This window comes from Sphingomonas sp. Leaf20 (genome assembly GCF_001421535.1).
GTDB lineage: Bacteria > Pseudomonadota > Alphaproteobacteria > Sphingomonadales > Sphingomonadaceae > Sphingomonas.
The window spans coordinates 434467-450932 of the sequence record NZ_LMKN01000001.1; the positions used below are offsets into that span (position 1 = coordinate 434467).

The 16466-nt window shown below is 67.3% G+C and carries 19 protein-coding genes; 4 read left to right on the forward strand and 15 right to left on the reverse strand.

The window, feature by feature from the left end:
• Window positions 1-14: 14 nt before the first annotated feature.
• On the reverse strand, window positions 15-752 hold the full coding sequence (locus tag ASE72_RS02140) for a ComF family protein (RefSeq protein WP_056016049.1): 738 nt from the start codon (window positions 750-752) through the stop codon (window positions 15-17).
• A 41-nt stretch (window positions 753-793) separates the two neighbouring features.
• On the opposite strand from ASE72_RS02140, the gene ASE72_RS02145 reads away from it, so the two are divergent.
• Entirely contained in the window at window positions 794-1675 is an 882-nt protein-coding gene (locus tag ASE72_RS02145; RefSeq protein ID WP_056016052.1) for a class I SAM-dependent methyltransferase, read from the forward strand.
• Window positions 1676-1688: 13 nt separating this feature from the next.
• Here the strand turns inward: ASE72_RS02145 and ASE72_RS02150 are convergent, their stop codons facing one another.
• From ASE72_RS02150 to ASE72_RS02195, 8 genes are all read right to left on the reverse strand, one after another.
• Window positions 1689-2018, reverse strand: coding sequence for a hypothetical protein (locus tag ASE72_RS02150; protein ID WP_056016055.1), 330 nt, complete (start codon window positions 2016-2018; stop codon window positions 1689-1691).
• Complete coding sequence (locus tag ASE72_RS02155; protein ID WP_056016058.1) at window positions 2019-2813, reverse strand: transporter; 795 nt, start codon at window positions 2811-2813, stop codon at window positions 2019-2021.
• A complete protein-coding gene (gene xth / locus ASE72_RS02160) occupies window positions 2810-3580 on the reverse strand; it encodes an exodeoxyribonuclease III (protein WP_056016061.1) in 771 nt (256 codons plus the stop codon). The genes ASE72_RS02155 and xth overlap by 4 nt, the downstream gene beginning before the upstream one ends.
• Window positions 3581-3586: 6 nt before the next feature.
• Window positions 3587-3925, reverse strand: a complete 339-nt coding sequence (gene erpA, locus ASE72_RS02165) for an iron-sulfur cluster insertion protein ErpA (protein ID WP_056016064.1) — start codon at window positions 3923-3925, stop codon at window positions 3587-3589.
• Between the two features lie 75 nt (window positions 3926-4000).
• On the reverse strand, window positions 4001-4822 hold the full coding sequence (locus ASE72_RS02170) for a M23 family metallopeptidase (protein WP_443024702.1): 822 nt from the start codon (window positions 4820-4822) through the stop codon (window positions 4001-4003).
• A gap of 152 nt (window positions 4823-4974) precedes the next feature.
• A complete protein-coding gene (locus ASE72_RS02175; protein WP_056016067.1) occupies window positions 4975-7662 on the reverse strand; it encodes a bifunctional [glutamine synthetase] adenylyltransferase/[glutamine synthetase]-adenylyl-L-tyrosine phosphorylase in 2688 nt (895 codons plus the stop codon).
• Window positions 7663-7967: 305 nt separating this feature from the next.
• The gene (locus tag ASE72_RS02185) at window positions 7968-8621 is read right to left on the reverse strand and encodes a sigma-70 family RNA polymerase sigma factor (protein WP_056016074.1); all 654 of its coding nucleotides are present in this window, start codon (window positions 8619-8621) and stop codon (window positions 7968-7970) included.
• 333 nt (window positions 8622-8954) lie between these two features.
• On the reverse strand, window positions 8955-9758 hold the full coding sequence (locus ASE72_RS02195) for a response regulator (RefSeq protein ID WP_056016080.1): 804 nt from the start codon (window positions 9756-9758) through the stop codon (window positions 8955-8957).
• Between the two features lie 269 nt (window positions 9759-10027).
• Between ASE72_RS02195 and ASE72_RS20750 the strand changes: the two genes are divergently transcribed.
• From ASE72_RS20750 to ASE72_RS02205, 3 genes are all read left to right on the forward strand, one after another.
• Window positions 10028-10189: a NepR family anti-sigma factor gene (locus ASE72_RS20750; RefSeq protein ID WP_156350073.1), complete on the forward strand. Its 162-nt coding sequence runs from the start codon at window positions 10028-10030 to the stop codon at window positions 10187-10189.
• 11 nt (window positions 10190-10200) lie between these two features.
• Window positions 10201-11841 carry a sensor histidine kinase gene (locus ASE72_RS02200; RefSeq protein WP_082445730.1) on the forward strand — a complete coding sequence of 547 codons (1641 nt, stop codon included), beginning with the start codon at window positions 10201-10203 and terminating at the stop codon, window positions 11839-11841.
• A gap of 276 nt (window positions 11842-12117) precedes the next feature.
• The gene (locus ASE72_RS02205; protein WP_056016086.1) at window positions 12118-12252 is read left to right on the forward strand and encodes an entericidin A/B family lipoprotein; all 135 of its coding nucleotides are present in this window, start codon (window positions 12118-12120) and stop codon (window positions 12250-12252) included.
• A gap of 88 nt (window positions 12253-12340) precedes the next feature.
• Here ASE72_RS02205 and tatC read toward each other — a convergent pair whose 3' ends face one another.
• The 6 genes from tatC to ASE72_RS02235 all read right to left on the reverse strand — a co-directional run bounded on the left by tatC (window position 12341) and on the right by ASE72_RS02235 (window position 16428).
• On the reverse strand, window positions 12341-13126 hold the full coding sequence (gene tatC, locus ASE72_RS02210) for a twin-arginine translocase subunit TatC (protein WP_056016089.1): 786 nt from the start codon (window positions 13124-13126) through the stop codon (window positions 12341-12343).
• 51 nt (window positions 13127-13177) lie between these two features.
• On the reverse strand, window positions 13178-13681 hold the full coding sequence (gene tatB / locus ASE72_RS19520; RefSeq protein WP_082445731.1) for a Sec-independent protein translocase protein TatB: 504 nt from the start codon (window positions 13679-13681) through the stop codon (window positions 13178-13180).
• A 49-nt stretch (window positions 13682-13730) separates the two neighbouring features.
• A complete protein-coding gene (locus ASE72_RS02220; RefSeq protein ID WP_056016091.1) occupies window positions 13731-13970 on the reverse strand; it encodes a twin-arginine translocase TatA/TatE family subunit in 240 nt (79 codons plus the stop codon).
• 27 nt (window positions 13971-13997) lie between these two features.
• Complete coding sequence (gene scpB, locus ASE72_RS02225) at window positions 13998-14603, reverse strand: SMC-Scp complex subunit ScpB (RefSeq protein ID WP_056016093.1); 606 nt, start codon at window positions 14601-14603, stop codon at window positions 13998-14000.
• On the reverse strand, window positions 14600-15322 hold the full coding sequence (locus ASE72_RS02230; protein ID WP_056016095.1) for a segregation and condensation protein A: 723 nt from the start codon (window positions 15320-15322) through the stop codon (window positions 14600-14602). Before ASE72_RS02230 ends, scpB begins: the two co-directional genes overlap by 4 nt.
• A 104-nt stretch (window positions 15323-15426) precedes the next feature.
• On the reverse strand, window positions 15427-16428 hold the full coding sequence (locus ASE72_RS02235; RefSeq protein WP_056016097.1) for a glycoside hydrolase family 3 N-terminal domain-containing protein: 1002 nt from the start codon (window positions 16426-16428) through the stop codon (window positions 15427-15429).
• Between the last annotated feature and the right edge of the window lie 38 nt (window positions 16429-16466).

Sequence of the window (16466 nt, forward strand, 5' to 3'; positions counted from 1 at the left end):
TCACCCCTGGCTTGTCAATAATCTCCGGTCTCGGGCAGCACTCTCGCCCAGCACAGGATCGTCACGGACCGCGCACCCGCCGACCGCAGCACGCGCGTGCAGGCATCTGTCGTCGCACCGCTCGCACAGACGTCGTCGACGAGCACCACGGCCTTGTCGCGCACGCGTCCCTCCCGGCTGGCCTCGCCGCTGATCGCGAACGCCCCCGCGACGGTTCTTGCCCGCGCGCGGCCGCCAAGCCCGCGCAGCGACAGCGTCTGACGCCGACGCAGCAGCGCATCATGATCGACCGGAACCCCCGACCGCGACGCCACGCCCGCCGCGATCAGCCCGGCCTGGTTGAACCCGCGCGACCAGAGCCGCCAGCGATGCAGCGGAACGGGGACGATCAGGTCGGCCCCGTCTGGCAGCAACCGCGCCATCGGCCCCGCCATCGTCTCGGCAAACGCGATACGCCCGCCATATTTCAACCGGAGCGCGAGACTGCGCGCGACCGGCCCATAGGCCACCGCGGCGCGCAGACCCGCGTGACGCGGCGGATCCGCCAGACAAACGGCGCACCGCGCGTCGTCGCCGCGATCATGCGCGAACGGCAGGTTGCACGCCGCACACCAGGGCGGACCGAGGAACCGCAGGCTGTTCCAGCACGTCGCACAGAAACGGTGATCGGCCGCGACAGGAGTCCCGCATCCGGGGCATCGCGGCGGCAGCGCCAGCCGCGCGGCCGCGCCAATCGGATCGAGCCATCGCACGCACCCTTGTCGTCAAACCATGCACGCGGCACAAGCACGGCGTGCAAACCCCCGATCCCCACCACGCCGCGCCCGAGATATTCGACCGTGCCGCCCGCCGGACCCGCCGCGATCGCGCGGCGCCGGTCTATGGCGATCATGATTTCGTCCGCGCGACGATGCTCGACGGAATCGCCGAGCGACTCGGTGCGGTGAAACGCGATTTCGTCGACGTGCTCGATCTTGGCAGCTTCGACGGCGCGTTCGTCCCGCCGCCCGGCGCGCGCGTCGCGCGGTGCGATGCGGGATATGCGTTTGCCGCGGCTCATGGCGGCGTCCAGGCAGACGAGGATCGCCTGCCGTTCGCCGATGCCTCGTTCGACCTCGTGATCAGTGCGGGCGTCCTCGATCAGGTCAACGACCTGCCCGGCGCATTGAGCCTGATCCGCCGGGTGCTGCGGCCCGACGGCCTCTTCCTTGGCGCGTTCGCGGGCGCGGGCAGCCTGCCCGCGTTGCGCGGCGCGCTGCGGATGGCAGAGGCAGAGCGTCCCGCCGCGCGTCTGCATCCGCAGATCGACGTGCGGTCCTCGGGGGATCTGCTGATGCGCGCGGGGTTCGCGCTTCCCGTTGCCGATGTCGAGACGCTGAATGTCGGCTACCGCGACGTCGGGCGCCTGCTTGGCGACCTGCGCGGGATGGCGGCATCGAACCTACTCGCGACGCGCACCGCGATGACGCGCAGCACGCTGGTCGCGCTGGCACAGGCCTTTGGTGCCGCAGGCGACGACGATGGCCGGACCGCCGAACGGTTCGAGATCGTGTTCTTGACCGGCTGGGCCCCGTCCCCGACGCAGCCAAAGCCCGCGCGCCGCGGCAGCGGGCGAACCTCGCTCACCGAGGCGTTGCGCAAGGCGGGTCCGCCGCCGCCATCCGACCCCGCCTAGCGCAACAGGCAGGCTATTCCGGCGTAGCGGGCTTCGATCGGCCGAACGGGAACCTGAGCGATACGACCGCGCCAGACCCCGTCGCTCCGGGCAGCGTGCTCTGGACCGCATGCACGTTCCCCTGCCCGCCTCCCGGCAGCCGGAAGGTCAACGGCGCGTCGGGTGCCCGCCGCTGCGGTTCGGGCAGACGGCCAAGCCGCTGGTCGTCGGGGCGACCGCAGACGATGATCTCATCGCCCGGGACGATCTCGGGACACGGGACCGTGGCTGGCTGGGTCTTGCGCGCGATACGGGGGGCCGGTGGGCCGGCGACGCCTTGCAGGATCAGCAGCATCGCCAGCATCTAGAATCTCCGCGCAATACCCGCATAGAGCCGGGCATCGGGCGTATCATGCGTCAGGCCGACCGCGCCGAACAGGTCGAACTGCAGATCGTCCGTCGCCAGCCAAGCAAGCGATGCCGCCGCCACGGCCTGCGTCGTCGCGCCGCCGGGGTCATCGTCGCGCAACGCCTGGACTTCGCCCATCGCGGTCAGCGACTTGCCGAGCTTGAACGCGAGTCCCGCGGCAGTGCTGAACGCGACGTGGCGGCCGTGGCCATCATCGTCGACCGCGGCATCCACCTCGGGGGTCAGATCGACCGAGACGCTGTCGCTGATCTCATAGGTAACCGGCAGCAGCATGCCGCCGCCCCAATCGCCATCGCCGATCGGCCGACGCCCGACGGGCAAGCTCACGAACGGCAGAAGCGCGATCGCCAGACCACTGCCGTCCGGATCGCGCAGATTGGCCTTCATCCCGAGCGATACGTCGCCTACACGATTGGCGGACTCGACCGCCGCCCCATCGCGCGTCCGGTCATGGCCGAACGGCGTGAACCCAAGCCTGGCCTCGATCGTGTCCGACACGCCGACCCGCACGAGCGTATCACCGACCAGCACATTGTCCTCACGCGTGCCTGACTGATCGTCGCGCGTCCAGTCGGCGATCGACGTCTCGACCGACACGCGGCCCTTCGCCATCGTACAGGCTGGCGTATCGATCCCCGGACGTTCGGGGCAATAGGGCCGGTCCTGCGCGAAGGCCGGCGAAGTCCCCGTGATAGCGATCGCAGCCGCCAGCAGCGGCAGCAGCCTCACCGCAACCGAACCCAGGTCGGTGCGTGGTCGCTGGCCTTGTCGCGGCCGCGATAGGCCTTGTCAACGCCGGCATCGATCATCCGGTCTGCCGCCTGCGGGCTGAGCAGCAGATGGTCGATACGGAACCCCGCATCGCGCTGCCACGCTCCTGCCTGATAGTCCCAGAACGTCCAGACGCCACCCTTGGGGAACTGCGTCCGGAGCGCATCGGTCCAGCCCTGCCCGACCAGCGCGCGATAGCGTTCACGGCTTTCGGGCTGCATCAACGCATCGTCCTGCATCGCGCGTACCGAATAGGTGTCGTCGTCGTTCGCGATGACATTATAATCGCCGGCGAGGACCGCGGGCACCTCTTCCGCGAGCAGCACGCGCGCGCGCGCCGCCAGCCGGTCCATCCAGCGCAGCTTATAGTCGAATTTCGGCCCCGGCTGCGGGTTGCCATTCGGCAGATACAGCGCGGCGACGACGATCCCGCCTGCCTCGGCCTCGATGTACCGGCTGTGTTCGTCTTCGGGCTCGCCGTCCAGCCCGCGCTGGCGCACTACCGGGGTCGCCCCCTTTGCGAGGATCGCAACGCCGTTCCACGCCTTCTGCCCGTGCCAGACGGCACCGTAGCCCGCCGCCTCGATCTCGGCGACCGGGAACGTCTCGTCGCTCGACTTGAGTTCCTGGAGGCACACGATGTTGGGCTGGTCTTCGGTCAGATACTCGATCAGCCGCGGCAACCGCGCCTTGATGCCGTTGACGTTATAGGTGACGATCTTCACGCGACATCAAACCGAGAAGCTGGAGCCACAGCCGCATCCCGATGCGGCGTTCGGATTCTCGACCTTGAAAGCCGCACCGGCGAGCGATTCGACATAATCGACCGCGCAGCCACGGACCAGATCGATGCTGACCGCATCGACGACCAGTCGGACGCCGTCGGTCACGGCGATCACGTCATCCGCGTCGATGTCGTCTGCAAAGCCGAATTTATACTGGAACCCGGAGCATCCGCCGCCGTCCACGGAAAGGCGAAGAATCGCAGGCTTACCCTGCTTGGTGGCGATCGCAGCGACGCGGGCCGCCGCGGAAGGGGTCAGGATGATGTCGGGTGCAAGCGTTGCCATGCACCCGAGATAGGCGGTCGGCAGGACCGCGGCAACCTAAGTAAACCTATCCGCCGCCTCGATGCGCCGAAGCACTCAGTCCTGTGCGGCAGGACCGCTCGTCGAAACCGGGATCGCGCCGACCGACCGGTCCTGCGCGGCGAGCAGATAGTCTGCCGTGGTCAGGAACGGAATCGGGTTGACCGCATGGCCATCGATCCGGACCTCGTAATGCAGATGCGGACCGGTCGAACGCCCCGTCGACCCCATCAGCGCGATCAGCTGCCCGCGCGTCACGCGGACATTGTCGCCCACCAGGATCTTCGACAGATGACCATAGCGCGTCGCGATGCCCTTGCCGTGGTTCAGCTCGACCAGATTGCCATAGCCGCCCTGGCGACCGGCGTGCGAAACGATACCGTCGGCGGTCGCATAGATCGGCGTGCCGACCGGACCGGGGATATCCACGCCGGCGTGCATTGCGGCCGTACCGCGGAACGGATCCGAGCGGATGCCGAAATTGCTCGTGAACGACAGCAGGTGAACCGGCTGGACCGACGGGATCGCGATCACGCCCTGCTGCAACGTGTCGGCCTTCTTCCAGGTCTGGAAGAGCGTGCGGAACTGTGAGTCGGCGCGGAGATCGGCGAGCGTCTCGGGGCTGTCGGCGGGGGCAAGCGGCCCACCCATCGCAGCCCGGGTCGCATGTGCGGTGGTCTTCGCGGCGGGCGAACCGTCGGCGGCCTGCGCGGTGCCGTAAGCGGGAAGGCCGAAGGCGACGGCGCCAATCGCGAGGACCGTGACGTGACGCTTGATGCTACCCACAGCCTTGGAAGCGAACGCTGCAGCGGTACCGGTGATGTTGACCATTAGTCCCCGACAGATATCGAGCGCGGATCCTTCGGGACCCGGCGCCAAGGCAATGTCTCTGATCGCAGCCCCTCCGCGCTCCAGACCGTGCTTTTAGGGCCGATACCGCCGCGTTAAGCAAGTCCGGCGCCGTGATGTCGGGCCAGACCGGGAGCCGCGCACGGCGAACCGTTGAAACCTTCGCCGGGCCGCAACGCACTTCACACGGTGATTTCGCCCCAGAATCGCATCACGTCGGCACAGACCTGCTCGAGCGCCGCTTCCACGCCGCCCCAGTCCGACACCCCGAGCGCCCGCGCGATGACCGCCTGCGTCGCGTCACCCGGAAGCACCGCATCGGGCGCGACGAGGCGCAGCGTCACCAGCAACCGTGTCAGCACGTCGTGCGCCTCGAGCATCGACGCAGGCATGGCCCGCTCGTCGACCAGGCGCGCGATCGCGGTCCGCAGATTGGGGTCAAACCCCGATTTGCGGGTCAACTGGACGACGTGGGTCGCGAATTCGAGATCGACCAGCCCCCCGGGCAACAGCTTTGCGTCCAGCGGTCCCTGGGGCGGCTTGTGCGCGGCCATCTTCGCGCGCATCTCGCGCGCGTCGCCCACGATGTCGTGCGCGACGCGGTCCCCCGACAGGACAGCCGCGATCACGCCGGTAACCGCGGCGCGCGCCGTCGGCGAGCCGAACACCGCGCGCGCGCGGGTCAGCGCCATATGCTCCCACGTCCACGCCTCGTCCTGCTGATAGCGGCGGAAGCTGTCGAGCGACACGACCAGCGGGCCATTGCCCCCCATGGGGCGCAACCGCGTATCGATCTGATAGAGCGGCCCCGCCGCGGTCGGGACCGACAATGCGGCGGTGATCCGCTGCGCGAGCCGATTGTAATAGAGCGACGCACCAAGCGGCTTCGTGCCATCGGACTCCGCGTTGAAGTCGCCGGTGAAAAGATAGACGAGGTCGAGATCGGACGCATGCGTCAGCATCGCGCCACCCATGCGCCCCAGCGCGACTATGACGAGCTCGCTCCCCGCGACACGACCATGCGTCGCGACGAACGCCGCGACTGTGGCGCTCGCCAGCACGTCGATCGCCGCCTCCGCGACGCGCGCATAGCCTGACGCGACGTCGAGCGGGTCGGACGTCCCCGCGACGATCTGCACCCCCAGCGCGAACCGCATCTCGCCCGCGGTCCGCCGGACGTGATCGAGCAGCGCCTGATAGTCGCCATCGGTATCACCGCCGTGCATCGACGCCTTGAGCGTCTCGAGATCGGCGACGGGCATCAGCGCACTCGCGTCGATCAGCCCGTCGAGCAGGTTCGCGCGACGCCCCAGTTCATCCGCCAGCGTCGGTGCATGGCTGAGGATCGTGACCAGCAGCGTCGCCAGAGGGGGCCGTGCGTGGAGCAGGCGGAAGATGTTGATCGCGCTCGGCAACCGCTCGATCATCGCATCGAGCCGCATCAGCGCCTGTTGCGGCTCGGGGGCCGTCGCAAGCGCCGGGATCAGCGTCGGCAACACCTGTTCGAGCGCCTCCTGTGCGGCGGCACTTCGCAGCGCCGGATAGGCACCGCCGCGCCACGCATCGATCCGTCGCCGCGCGGCATCGGGATCGGCAAAGCCCGCGTCGACGAGATTGGCCTCGAGCCCGCGCGGATCGTGCGGCAACCCCGCCGCCGCATCATCGTCGAGCGCGTCGTAGATCCGCCCCGTCGACGCGACATGCGGCGCGATCTCCGCGAGCAGCGCGGCACCGTTCTCCGCCCCGTGAAGCCATGCCAGCCGGTCGAGCGCCTCGCCTTCGGGCAGACGATGCGTCTGGCGATCGTCGACCATCTGCACGCGGTGCTCGATCGTCCGCAACAACGTATAGCTCGCGCTCAGCGCCCCCGCCTCGTCGCGCCCGATCCATCCGGCATCGGCGAGCCGGGTGAGCGCGGTCCGCGTTGCGGGCGCCCGTAACGCGGGATCTCGCCCGCCGTGGATCAGCTGGTGGATCTGCGCAAAGAACTCCGCCTCGCGGATCCCGCCACGCCCGCGCTTGAGATCATAGCCCGCGCCGAACGCCTGCCCCTGCGCATAATGGTCGCGGATGCGGCGCGAGATGCCGCGAAGCTCGCGTATCGCGCCGAAATCGAGCGCCCGGCGCCAGACGAACGGGCGGATGGTGTCGAGGAACGCGGTGCCCAGTGCGATATCGCCCGCGGCGGCGCGCGCGCGAATGAACGCCGCGCGCTCCCACGGCAGCGCCTGTGCCTCGTAATAGCTGATCGCGGCCGACACGGGCAGCGCGATCGGGGTGATCTCGGGCGATGGCCGCAATCGCAGGTCGACGCGGAGCACATAGCCATCGCCGTCGCGCGCCTGAAGCAATTCGACGACGCGTCGCGCAATCCGTACCGCGGCGACGTCGGGTGTCTCGGTGCCCCGAACGGGCAACGTGCTGGGATCGTAGAGCAGGATCGGATCGATGTCGGACGAATAATTGAGTTCGCCGCTGCCCTGTTTGCCCAGCGCGATCGCGACGAAACCGCGGACCTCGGCGTCCGGTGTCCGTTCCCGGATCGCGGTGCAGATGGCGGTATCGAGCGCGTGATCGGCAAACCGCGTCAGCGCCGTCGTGACCGCGCCGAGGTCCAGCACGCCCGCCAGATCGGCAACCGCAACCTTGAGCGCCAGCGCACGCCGCTGCAGTCGCAACTGGCGACCGACGGGGACGTCATCGGCAAATATCTGGTGCGCCAGGTCGAGGCGGCCGTTCGCCAGATCCTCGGCGACCGCCGGTTCGCGAGTGAGGATCATCGCCAGAAACGGCGACCAGCGTCGTGCCCGATCAAGCGCGTCCGCGAGCTGCCCTACCGGATACGTCGCTGGCTCAGGATCCCGGATCATCGCGCACCCCGCAAAAGACAAGTAAAGTCAAGTCAGAATGCAACGAAGAGTGTGGCGCATCGTTATGGACGCATGACTTACGAACCTCAAATCTCGCGCGGCGTCGAGGATGGCGGCCGCGTCATACGCGCTCCCCGCCGCACCGATGCGATCGGGGCCTCCTTGTGCCGCGTCTACGGACGTCCGTCGACCATGCCCCGGGACTTCGCCGCGCTTCTCGCCCAGCTCGACGACGCGCAGCACCGCGCGCACTAGAGGTCGAGAGGCCTCGGATCGACCGACACCCGGTTTACCCGAAGGCCAGATTAGCGACCGCGGCTCAAATGCTCGACATCGCCCATGATCGAGTCGAGCGCGCTCTTGCTCGCATCGGTCTCGTGATCACGGCGTGAGGGCAGCGACCCGTCGGTCAGGATGGTTTCGAGCGCGACGCGGCCGCGCGCGACGCGGCTCTTGATCGTGCCGACTGCAACGTTGCAGATCTCGGCAGCCTCTTCATATGCGAAGCCACCGGCGCCGACCAGAATGAGCGCCTCGCGCTGCGGCTGTGGCAGATGCATGAGCGCACGCTGCATGTCGCCCAGTTCGACGTGACGATCCTGGCTGGCGGGTGCCGCGAGGATACGGTCCGCGACCAGATCATCCCATTCGCCCTTGAAGCGCGCGCGACGCATCTGCGACAGATACAGGTTGCGCAGGATGATGAACGTCCAAGCGCGCATGTTCGTGCCGGCCTGGAAACGCAGACGCGCTGCCCAAGCCTTCAACAGCGTCTCCTGGACGAGATCATCGGCAAGATCGCGGCTACCCGAGAGCGAACGCCCGAACGCGCGAAGATGCGGAATCACCTGGGCCAGCTGGACCTTGAACTCGGCATCCGAAAGCGAAACGTGCTCGAGCGGCGCGACTTCGGCCTCACCGGCGTCGACCTCGTCGTCACGCTGAGCAGACTGTATCATGTAATTCCGATCGTCTCGTTAGGACGACTGTGCCCGAAAGCCAGCCGCCATGGCAGCACGGATCGGCAAACACCGCCCCGCACCTGTCGTCATATGCTATCGAATGACCAGAAAAGCAAAGATCGCAATAACAAGAACGAGGGATATCGCGAGGATATACCGCGTCATGTGCGGCGTTGCGCCTGCGCGAGCGTCTTCGCCATCGACATGGATCGGTTCGTTTGGATCAGCCATTTCGGTCAAACGACCAAGGACCGTTTTGGGTCCGTAACCTTCGAAACTTATCGAGCGGCATGACCTCTCGGGGCCATGCCGCTCGATGACAGCGCCAGCTTAGAGGCCGGGAACTGTCGCCTGGTCGAAGAACAGCGCCTGGCTGATCGCAGCCTTCACGGTCGACCGCTGGAACGGCTTGGTGATCAGGAACGTCGGCTCCGGCCGCTCGCCCGTCAGGAGGCGCTCGGGGAACGCAGTGATGAAGATCACCGGAACCTCGAACTCGGCGAGGATGTCCTTCACCGCATCGATGCCCGAGCTGTCGTCCGCCAGCTGGATGTCGGCCAGCACGAGGCCGGGACGCTCTTCCATCGCCAGCGCGACCGCCTCGTCGCGCGTTACCGCGACGCCCGTCACGTCGTGACCCAGATCACGGACGATCGTCTCGATATCCATCGCGATGATCGGCTCGTCCTCGATGATCAGCACGCGCGCACGCGTCTGGTTCTCGATCTCCGCAAGCGCCTCGGTGACCAGTTCCTCGACTTCGCTCGGCTCGACGTCAATCAGATACGCCGCGTCTTCGGGCGTGAAGCCCTCCATTGCGGTGAGCAGCAAGGCCTGACGCGACAACGGGGTCATTCGCGACATGCGGGCACGCGCGACAGCCGCCTGGCCGTCCATGTCGCCCGGGCCTTCGTCGGCGACTTCGTCATAATTGGCCGAGGCCCAGATCGCCTGGAACATCCGGTACAGGCCAAGACGCGGGTCGACGTCCTTGGGAAATTCTTCCGGCGCCGCGACGATGGCCTCCAACGTCGCGCGCACATATTTGTCGCCATGACTCTGACTGCCGGTCAGAGCCCGGCCGTAGCGCCGCAAAAAAGGAAGATGCGGGGCAAGTTGCTGTCCAAGCGACATGGGTATTGGTAACTCCCTGATCGGTACGACGCCCCGACTGGAACGCCGTCATTGTAATGCGCCACGAGCCTTCGTCCGTCGCAATATCGTCCGGGTTGTGCCCTTTCGTAACGACGGTGTCGATTTTTCGCTCGAACGGGGAACCATCGAGAGGCTATTTGGTTTCACGAACAATATTCCGAGTGTGTGCCGGTCGCGTCGCGTCCGGTGCGCATTCGCCATCACATGCTCGCCAACGTAACGTGCGTCGTGCAGGGGGAAGTTTGAGTTTGGGCCACGACACGCAACAGAAGACCCCGGCAAGCAAGACGCCCCGTTCCACCGCCGACAAGGATCGGCAGATGGGCAGCGCCTTGCGCTCGGTCTATCAGAAAACCGTTGAAGAGGCCGTTCCGGACGAGTTTCTCGCGCTGCTCGGCAAGCTAGACTGACGGCGGGCCGGATGGCCTCGCCCTCATCGCCACCGCGTTTCGAATCCCCGGCCGCCCCTGACCTTGACGGGGGCGATACAGCCGCCCCCGTCGTACGACAGCGCTCGGCCTTGTCCGCATCGCTCGGCCGATTGCCGACGGGGGCAAAGCTTTTCCTGATCCTCAGCGCGGCATTGCTGCCGCTTGCGCTGATCGCGGTGTTCGCCACGCTCCAGACGACGCGTGTCGTCGATGCCGAGGCGCGCGCACGCCTGCGCGTTGCCGCTGCCGAAAGCGCGCGCGCGATCGCGATCGAACTCATTGGCGACATGACTGCGCTGCGCGTCGCGGTGAACGCGCTCGGCTCAGACCCTGCCGACGCGCCGAGTTGTGCCCGCGCACAGGGAGTCTTCGCGCAGCAATCGTCCGCGGGGACCCGTTTCGTCATCACCGACCGCGCGGGCCGCGTACTCTGTGGCCAGGCGCTTCCCGATCCGGTCGCGCTGAACGCCGTGTCGAACCCGGTCGAGGCCGCGATCCTGCCCGACCGCGGGCTCGTGCTCGCGATCACCGGGCCCGGCGGCGACACCTCGGCGCGCGCCTATTTTCCGCGGATGTTTCTCGAACGGATCGGCCGCCCGTCAACCAACACGCTCGATTTCAGCAGCGCGCTCGTGCTTGGCCAGGATGCGCTGCGGCTCGAGATGATTTCGGACGAGGCACCGCTCGACCGCATGGAAACGATGCGCACCGATCTTGGCGTCGCGGGACTGGCGCTGCGCACCAGCGTCCGGAGCGCGCCGATTACCTCGTCGCTGGTCATCGCGATGCTGCTCCCGCTGCTGATGTGGGCGGCGGCGGCGGGGATCGGCTGGTTCGTCGTTGACCGCCTGCTGATCCGCCCCTTGCGCCAGCTTCGCGCAGCCGTCGCGGCCTATGTCCCCGGCGAGGTCATCGATACGGGCACGGTGCGCGCGCTGCCGGCGCAGGAAATCCGTGAACTCGGCGACACGTTCCAGTCGATCAGCCAGACGGTTGCGGCGCACGAGGCCGGGCTCGCGGCAGGGCTCGTCCGGCAGACCAAGCTGACGCGCGAGGTCCACCACCGGGTCAAGAACAACCTCCAGGTCATCTCCAGCCTGATCAATTTCCACGCCCGCAGCGCACGCAGCGACGACGCGACCGATGCCTATTCCTCGATCCAGCGCCGCGTCGATGCGCTGGCGGTGGTTCACCGGAACCACTTTGCCGAACTCGAGGAAAACCGCGGGCTGAACCTCAGGACGATGCTGGGCGAGTTGTCGTCGAACATCCGCGCCACCGCCTCCAGCCGGTCCCACGGGCTCGGCATCACGCTCGACGTCGATCCCTATCTCGTCAACCAGGACGTCGCGGTCGCGGTGGCGTTCCTTGCCACCGAGACGATCGAGCTGGCGATGAGCTGCGATCCGGCGGCGCAGATCCGGGTCTCGATCAAGCCCGGCGACGATCCGAACCGCGCCGTGCTCCGCGTCATTTCGCGCGCGCTGATCGAGAGCGATGCGCTCCGCGAGGCGTCGCAGCGTTATGGACGCGTGATGGAGGGGCTGTCGCGTCAGCTGCGTTCCGCGCTTCACCACGACCCGCTGGTGGGCGCTTACGAGATCGCATTCGCGGTGATCGGACGCGACTGAAGACGCTAAATTCGGCGCCTTAAAAAATTCCTCACGACCGCCGGAACCGACGACCACCGCCGCCGTTCTACACTTCGGATAGCGACATTATGCCCCCCCGCTCTCGCTATCCAAGTCATAGGCCCGGAAGTATCACCCTCCCCCCCCCGGTGATGCTTCCGGGCCTTTATCGTCTAGGGTCATGTCGCGGCATTTGTCTGGTTCCGGTGTCGGAACGAAAATGCAGCCCGGACATTTGACCTGTCGGTGGCATCAAGCCCGTCTAGGAGGAATATCATGCGTAAGTTGGTTGGATTGGCGATTGTTGCCAGTGCTCTGGTCGTGTCGGCATGCAACACGGTCGAAGGCGCGGGCAAGGACGTGAGTTCGGCGGGCCGCACCGTTGCGAAGACCGCGAGCGACGCCAAGTAAGCCTTTGCGCTTAAAACGAAACGGGGCCCGGTGCACATGCACCGGGCCCCGTTTTTGTTTGCCTGGGGACACCGCGCGCGATGCGCGGTCAGGGAACGAGATCGGTGCTGTCCTCATCCGTCTCGAGCGCCTTGGCCTTCTCGCGGCTTCGCTCGGTGAACCAGATCCCGATAAGCGCGAACTCGTACAGGATGACGAGCGGGATCGCGAGCAACAGCTGCGAGCCGATGTCCGGCGGGGTCAGCACGGCGGCGATCGCAAACGCCGCCACGATCGCATAGCGGCGCGCGCCGACGAGCTGCTGACGCGTCACGATACCCGCACGCTCGAGCAGCATCAGCAGGACGGGCAGCAGGAACGCGAGGCCGAAGCCGAACAGGAACTGCATCGTGAACGACAGGTAATGGCCGATCGCGGGCAGCGCCTCACGCTTCACCCCGCCAACGACGCCGTCGAACCCCAGCAGGAAGTGCAACGCCATCGGAATCGCGATGTAATAGGCCATCGCGGCGCCCGTCAGGAACAGCACCGGCGTCGCGAGGATGAACGGCAGCAGCGCACGCTTCTCCTTCTTGTACAGCCCCGGTGCAACGAACTGCCACAGCTGGTTCGCGATGACCGGGAACGACAGCATCATCGCGGCGAAGAACGCGACCTTCACCTGGACGAAGAACGCCTCGAAGATTTCGGTATAGATCACCGTGTCCTGCCCCGCCGCGAGCAGCGGGTGGACGAGGAACCCGAAAATGTCCTCGGCGAAATACATCGCGATGCCAAACGTCACCACCAGCGCGGCAATACAGTAGAGCAGCCGTCGACGCAGCTCGATCAGATGGTCGAGCAGCGGCGCCCGGCTTTCGTCGATTTCACTCATGCGGTTAGGCTCTCGGCATTCGAGGCTGCAATTCTTCGACGGTCACGATGGTCACGACGGGGCGATGTCGGACGTCGCGGCGGGCGTTTCGCCCTTCGCACCGGCGCGGGGCTTGCCAGACGACGTGTCGGGCGCCGGGGCATCGGTCGCATGCGCGTCCTCGAACAGGTCGAGGCTGTCCATCGACCGTGCGGGCGCGACCACGGGCTTCTCGACCATCACCGGATCACCGCTGTGATCGTCCGCGGGTCGATCGACCGGATCCTGCGTGCCGTGCGACGAAATCGCCGCGACGTCATCGTCCTTGGCCGGCTCGGTCGGCGGATGTTCGCGCATGATCCGCTCGTTCTCGGCGGCCCAGCGCTTCTCCATTTCCTCGAGTTCGGCCTCGCGGACCATCGAATCGAAGCCGGACCGGAACTGCCGGGCGACGCCACGCGCCTTGCCGACCCAATAGCCGACCACGCGCATCGCCTTGGGCAGGTCCTTTGGACCGATCACGACGAGCGCGACAAAGGCCACGAGCAGGAACTCGGAGGGAGCGATATCGAACATTCAGTCCCGCCTGTCTGGTCGCATCGAAACTAGCCGCGTCAACCGACGCTCAGCGCTCTTCGCGAACGCGGTTGCCGTCGCGATCGAACGCGGGGTCGGCGGCCTTCTGCGCCTCGATGCGCGCCGATGGCTTGGCGGTCGCGTCGTCGTCGGGCTCGGCCATGCCCTTCTTGAAGTTCTTCACACCCTTGGCGACATCGCCCATCAGGCTGGAAAATCGACCACCACCGAGCAGCAGGATCGCGACGACCGCAAGAACGAGCAAGTGGATAGGGCTGAAACCACCCATGATATTTCTCCTAAGACCGGTTACTATCTAGGCGTCATCGTCCGCGTTTGCCACAGCGCTTTCGCGGTTCGCGCCCTCGATACGCTCTTCCTCGGCACAATCGACCGGATCGAGCAGCCCCGCGGCACGAAGGTCGCTGATTCCCGGCAGGTCCGCGCGGCTGGCGAGCCCGAAATGCGCGAGGAACGCCGGCGTCGTCGCGAACAGCAACGGTCGCCCCGGCACCGCGCGCCGCCCGGCAGGCCGGACCCAGCCCGCCTCCATCACGACGTCGAGCGTGCCCTTCGAGATCTGGACGCCGCGGATCGCCTCGATCTCGGCGCGGGTGACGGGCTCGTGATAGGCGATGATCGCCAGCGTCTCGGTCGCGGCGCGGCTCAGCCGGCGCGGCGATTCGCGCGTATGCCGCACGACATGCGCCATGTCCGCGGCGGTTTCGAAATGCCAGCGCTCGCCGCGGCTGACCAGTCCGACGCCGCGTCCCGCATAATCGGCGACGAGGCGGTCGAGCGCCGCGCGGACGTCCCCCGCCGCGCCACCGACATGCCCGCGGATCGCATCGATCGTCAGCGGTGCCTCGGCGGCGAACAGCACCGCCTCCACCGCGCGCGTCACCGCGTCGGGCGGGCTCATCCGCACCGTCTGAGATACAGCGGCGCAAAGGGCCCGGTCTGGCGCAGCTCGACCTTCCCCTGCCGCGCAAGCTCGAGCGCGGCGACGAAGCTCGACGCCAGCGCGGACCGCCGCAGCCGCACGTCCGCCTCCGGCAGGAAGCTCGCGATCTCGCTCCAGTCGATCCGCTCGCCGAGCAACGCCGATACCCGCGCGAGCGCCGTCTCCAGCGTCATCACCGCACGGTCCGCGACGACGTGCATCACCGGACGGCTCCGCGCCGAGACCCGTCCATACGCCTCCAGCATCTCATAGAGCTCGACGCGCCACGCCGCGGTGCGGATCGATTTCAGCCCCTCGGGTGCGCCCCGTACGAACACGTCGCGGCCCATCCGGTCGCGTGCCATCAGCCGCGCACCCGCCTCCCGCATCGCATCGAGCCGTTCGAGCCGTCGCTGCAGCCGCGCCGCCATCGCTTCGGGATCCGGCTCGGCCAGCGGATCGCGCGGCAGCAGCAGCGCCGATTTGAGATAGGCGAGCCACGCGGCCATCACCAGATAATCGGCCGCCAGCTCGAGCTTGAGCACGCGCGCCGAGCGGACATACGCCAGATACTGCTCGACCAGCGCGAGGATCGAGATCGCACGAAGATCGACCTTCTGACCCCGCGCGAGTGAAAGCAACAGATCGAGCGGCCCTTCCCAGCCCTCCAGATCGAGCGTCAGCTGTGGATCGTCCATGACCGCGGCCTACACCATCGACGCGCCGCATGCAGCCGGCTTGTCGCCAGCGTCCGGGTCGACGGCGTCAGGATTGACCGCAAAGCGTGGGGACCGAGGCGCGCCTAGACCCGCGCGAGCAAGGCGTCGCGCGTCGCGATCATCTCCGCGAAGTCGCCCGTCGCGCGCCCCACCGACGCCATCGCGCGATCGAGCCTGGCGCGCGACACGTCCGAAATTTCGCCGAGCCGTCCCGCGATCTCGATCATCTCGTCCATGCGCGCCCAGCAGTCGAGGACCAGGTCGCATCCCGCCGCGATCGCCCCCGCGGCCTTTTCGCCCGCGGTTCCCGACAGCGCCTTCATGTCGATATCGTCGGTCATCAACAGTCCGTCGAAGCCGATCCGCTCCCGGATGACGCGCTCGATCACGACCGGTGACAGCGTCGCGGGACGATCGGCATCCCAGGCATCGAACACGATGTGTGACGTCATCCCCATCGGCGCGCGGTTGAGCGTGCGGAACGGTTCGATGTCGACCTCGAGTTCCGCGTCGGTCGCAGTGACGGTGGGGAGGTGATGATGCGTGTCGACGCGCGCACGGCCATGCCCCGGCATGTGCTTGACGACGCCGACGACACCGCCGGCCGCAAGTCCCTGGAGCGTCGCGCGGCCCAGCGCCGCGACGCGCATCGGGTCCGATCCATAGGTCCGCGTCGCGACCGCCTCGGTCGTGTCCGGCTGCGCGACGTCGAGCAGCGGCAGGCAGTCGACGGTGATCCCGACTTCGCTGAGCATCAGACCCAGCGCATGCGCGTTCGCCCGCGCCGCCTGGATCGCGGTCATCGGTGCCCGGTCATAGGCCGCATCGAAAATCGGCCCTGCCGGAAACGCAGGCCATTCGGGGGGACCCATCCGTGCGACGCGGCCCCCTTCCTGGTCGATCAGGATCGCCAGATCGTCACGCCCTGCGAGCGCGCGAAGCGAATCGGTGAGCGCACGGACCTGCGCGCGATCAACGACGTTGCGCCGGAACAGGATATAGCCTGCGGGCTCGCATTCGGCGAAGAATGCGCGTTCGTCGGGGGTGAGCACGGGGCCGGACAGGCCGAAGATGACGGGCTTCATGCCCGCCGATCTACCCACTCACTCCCGGTGCGTCACGC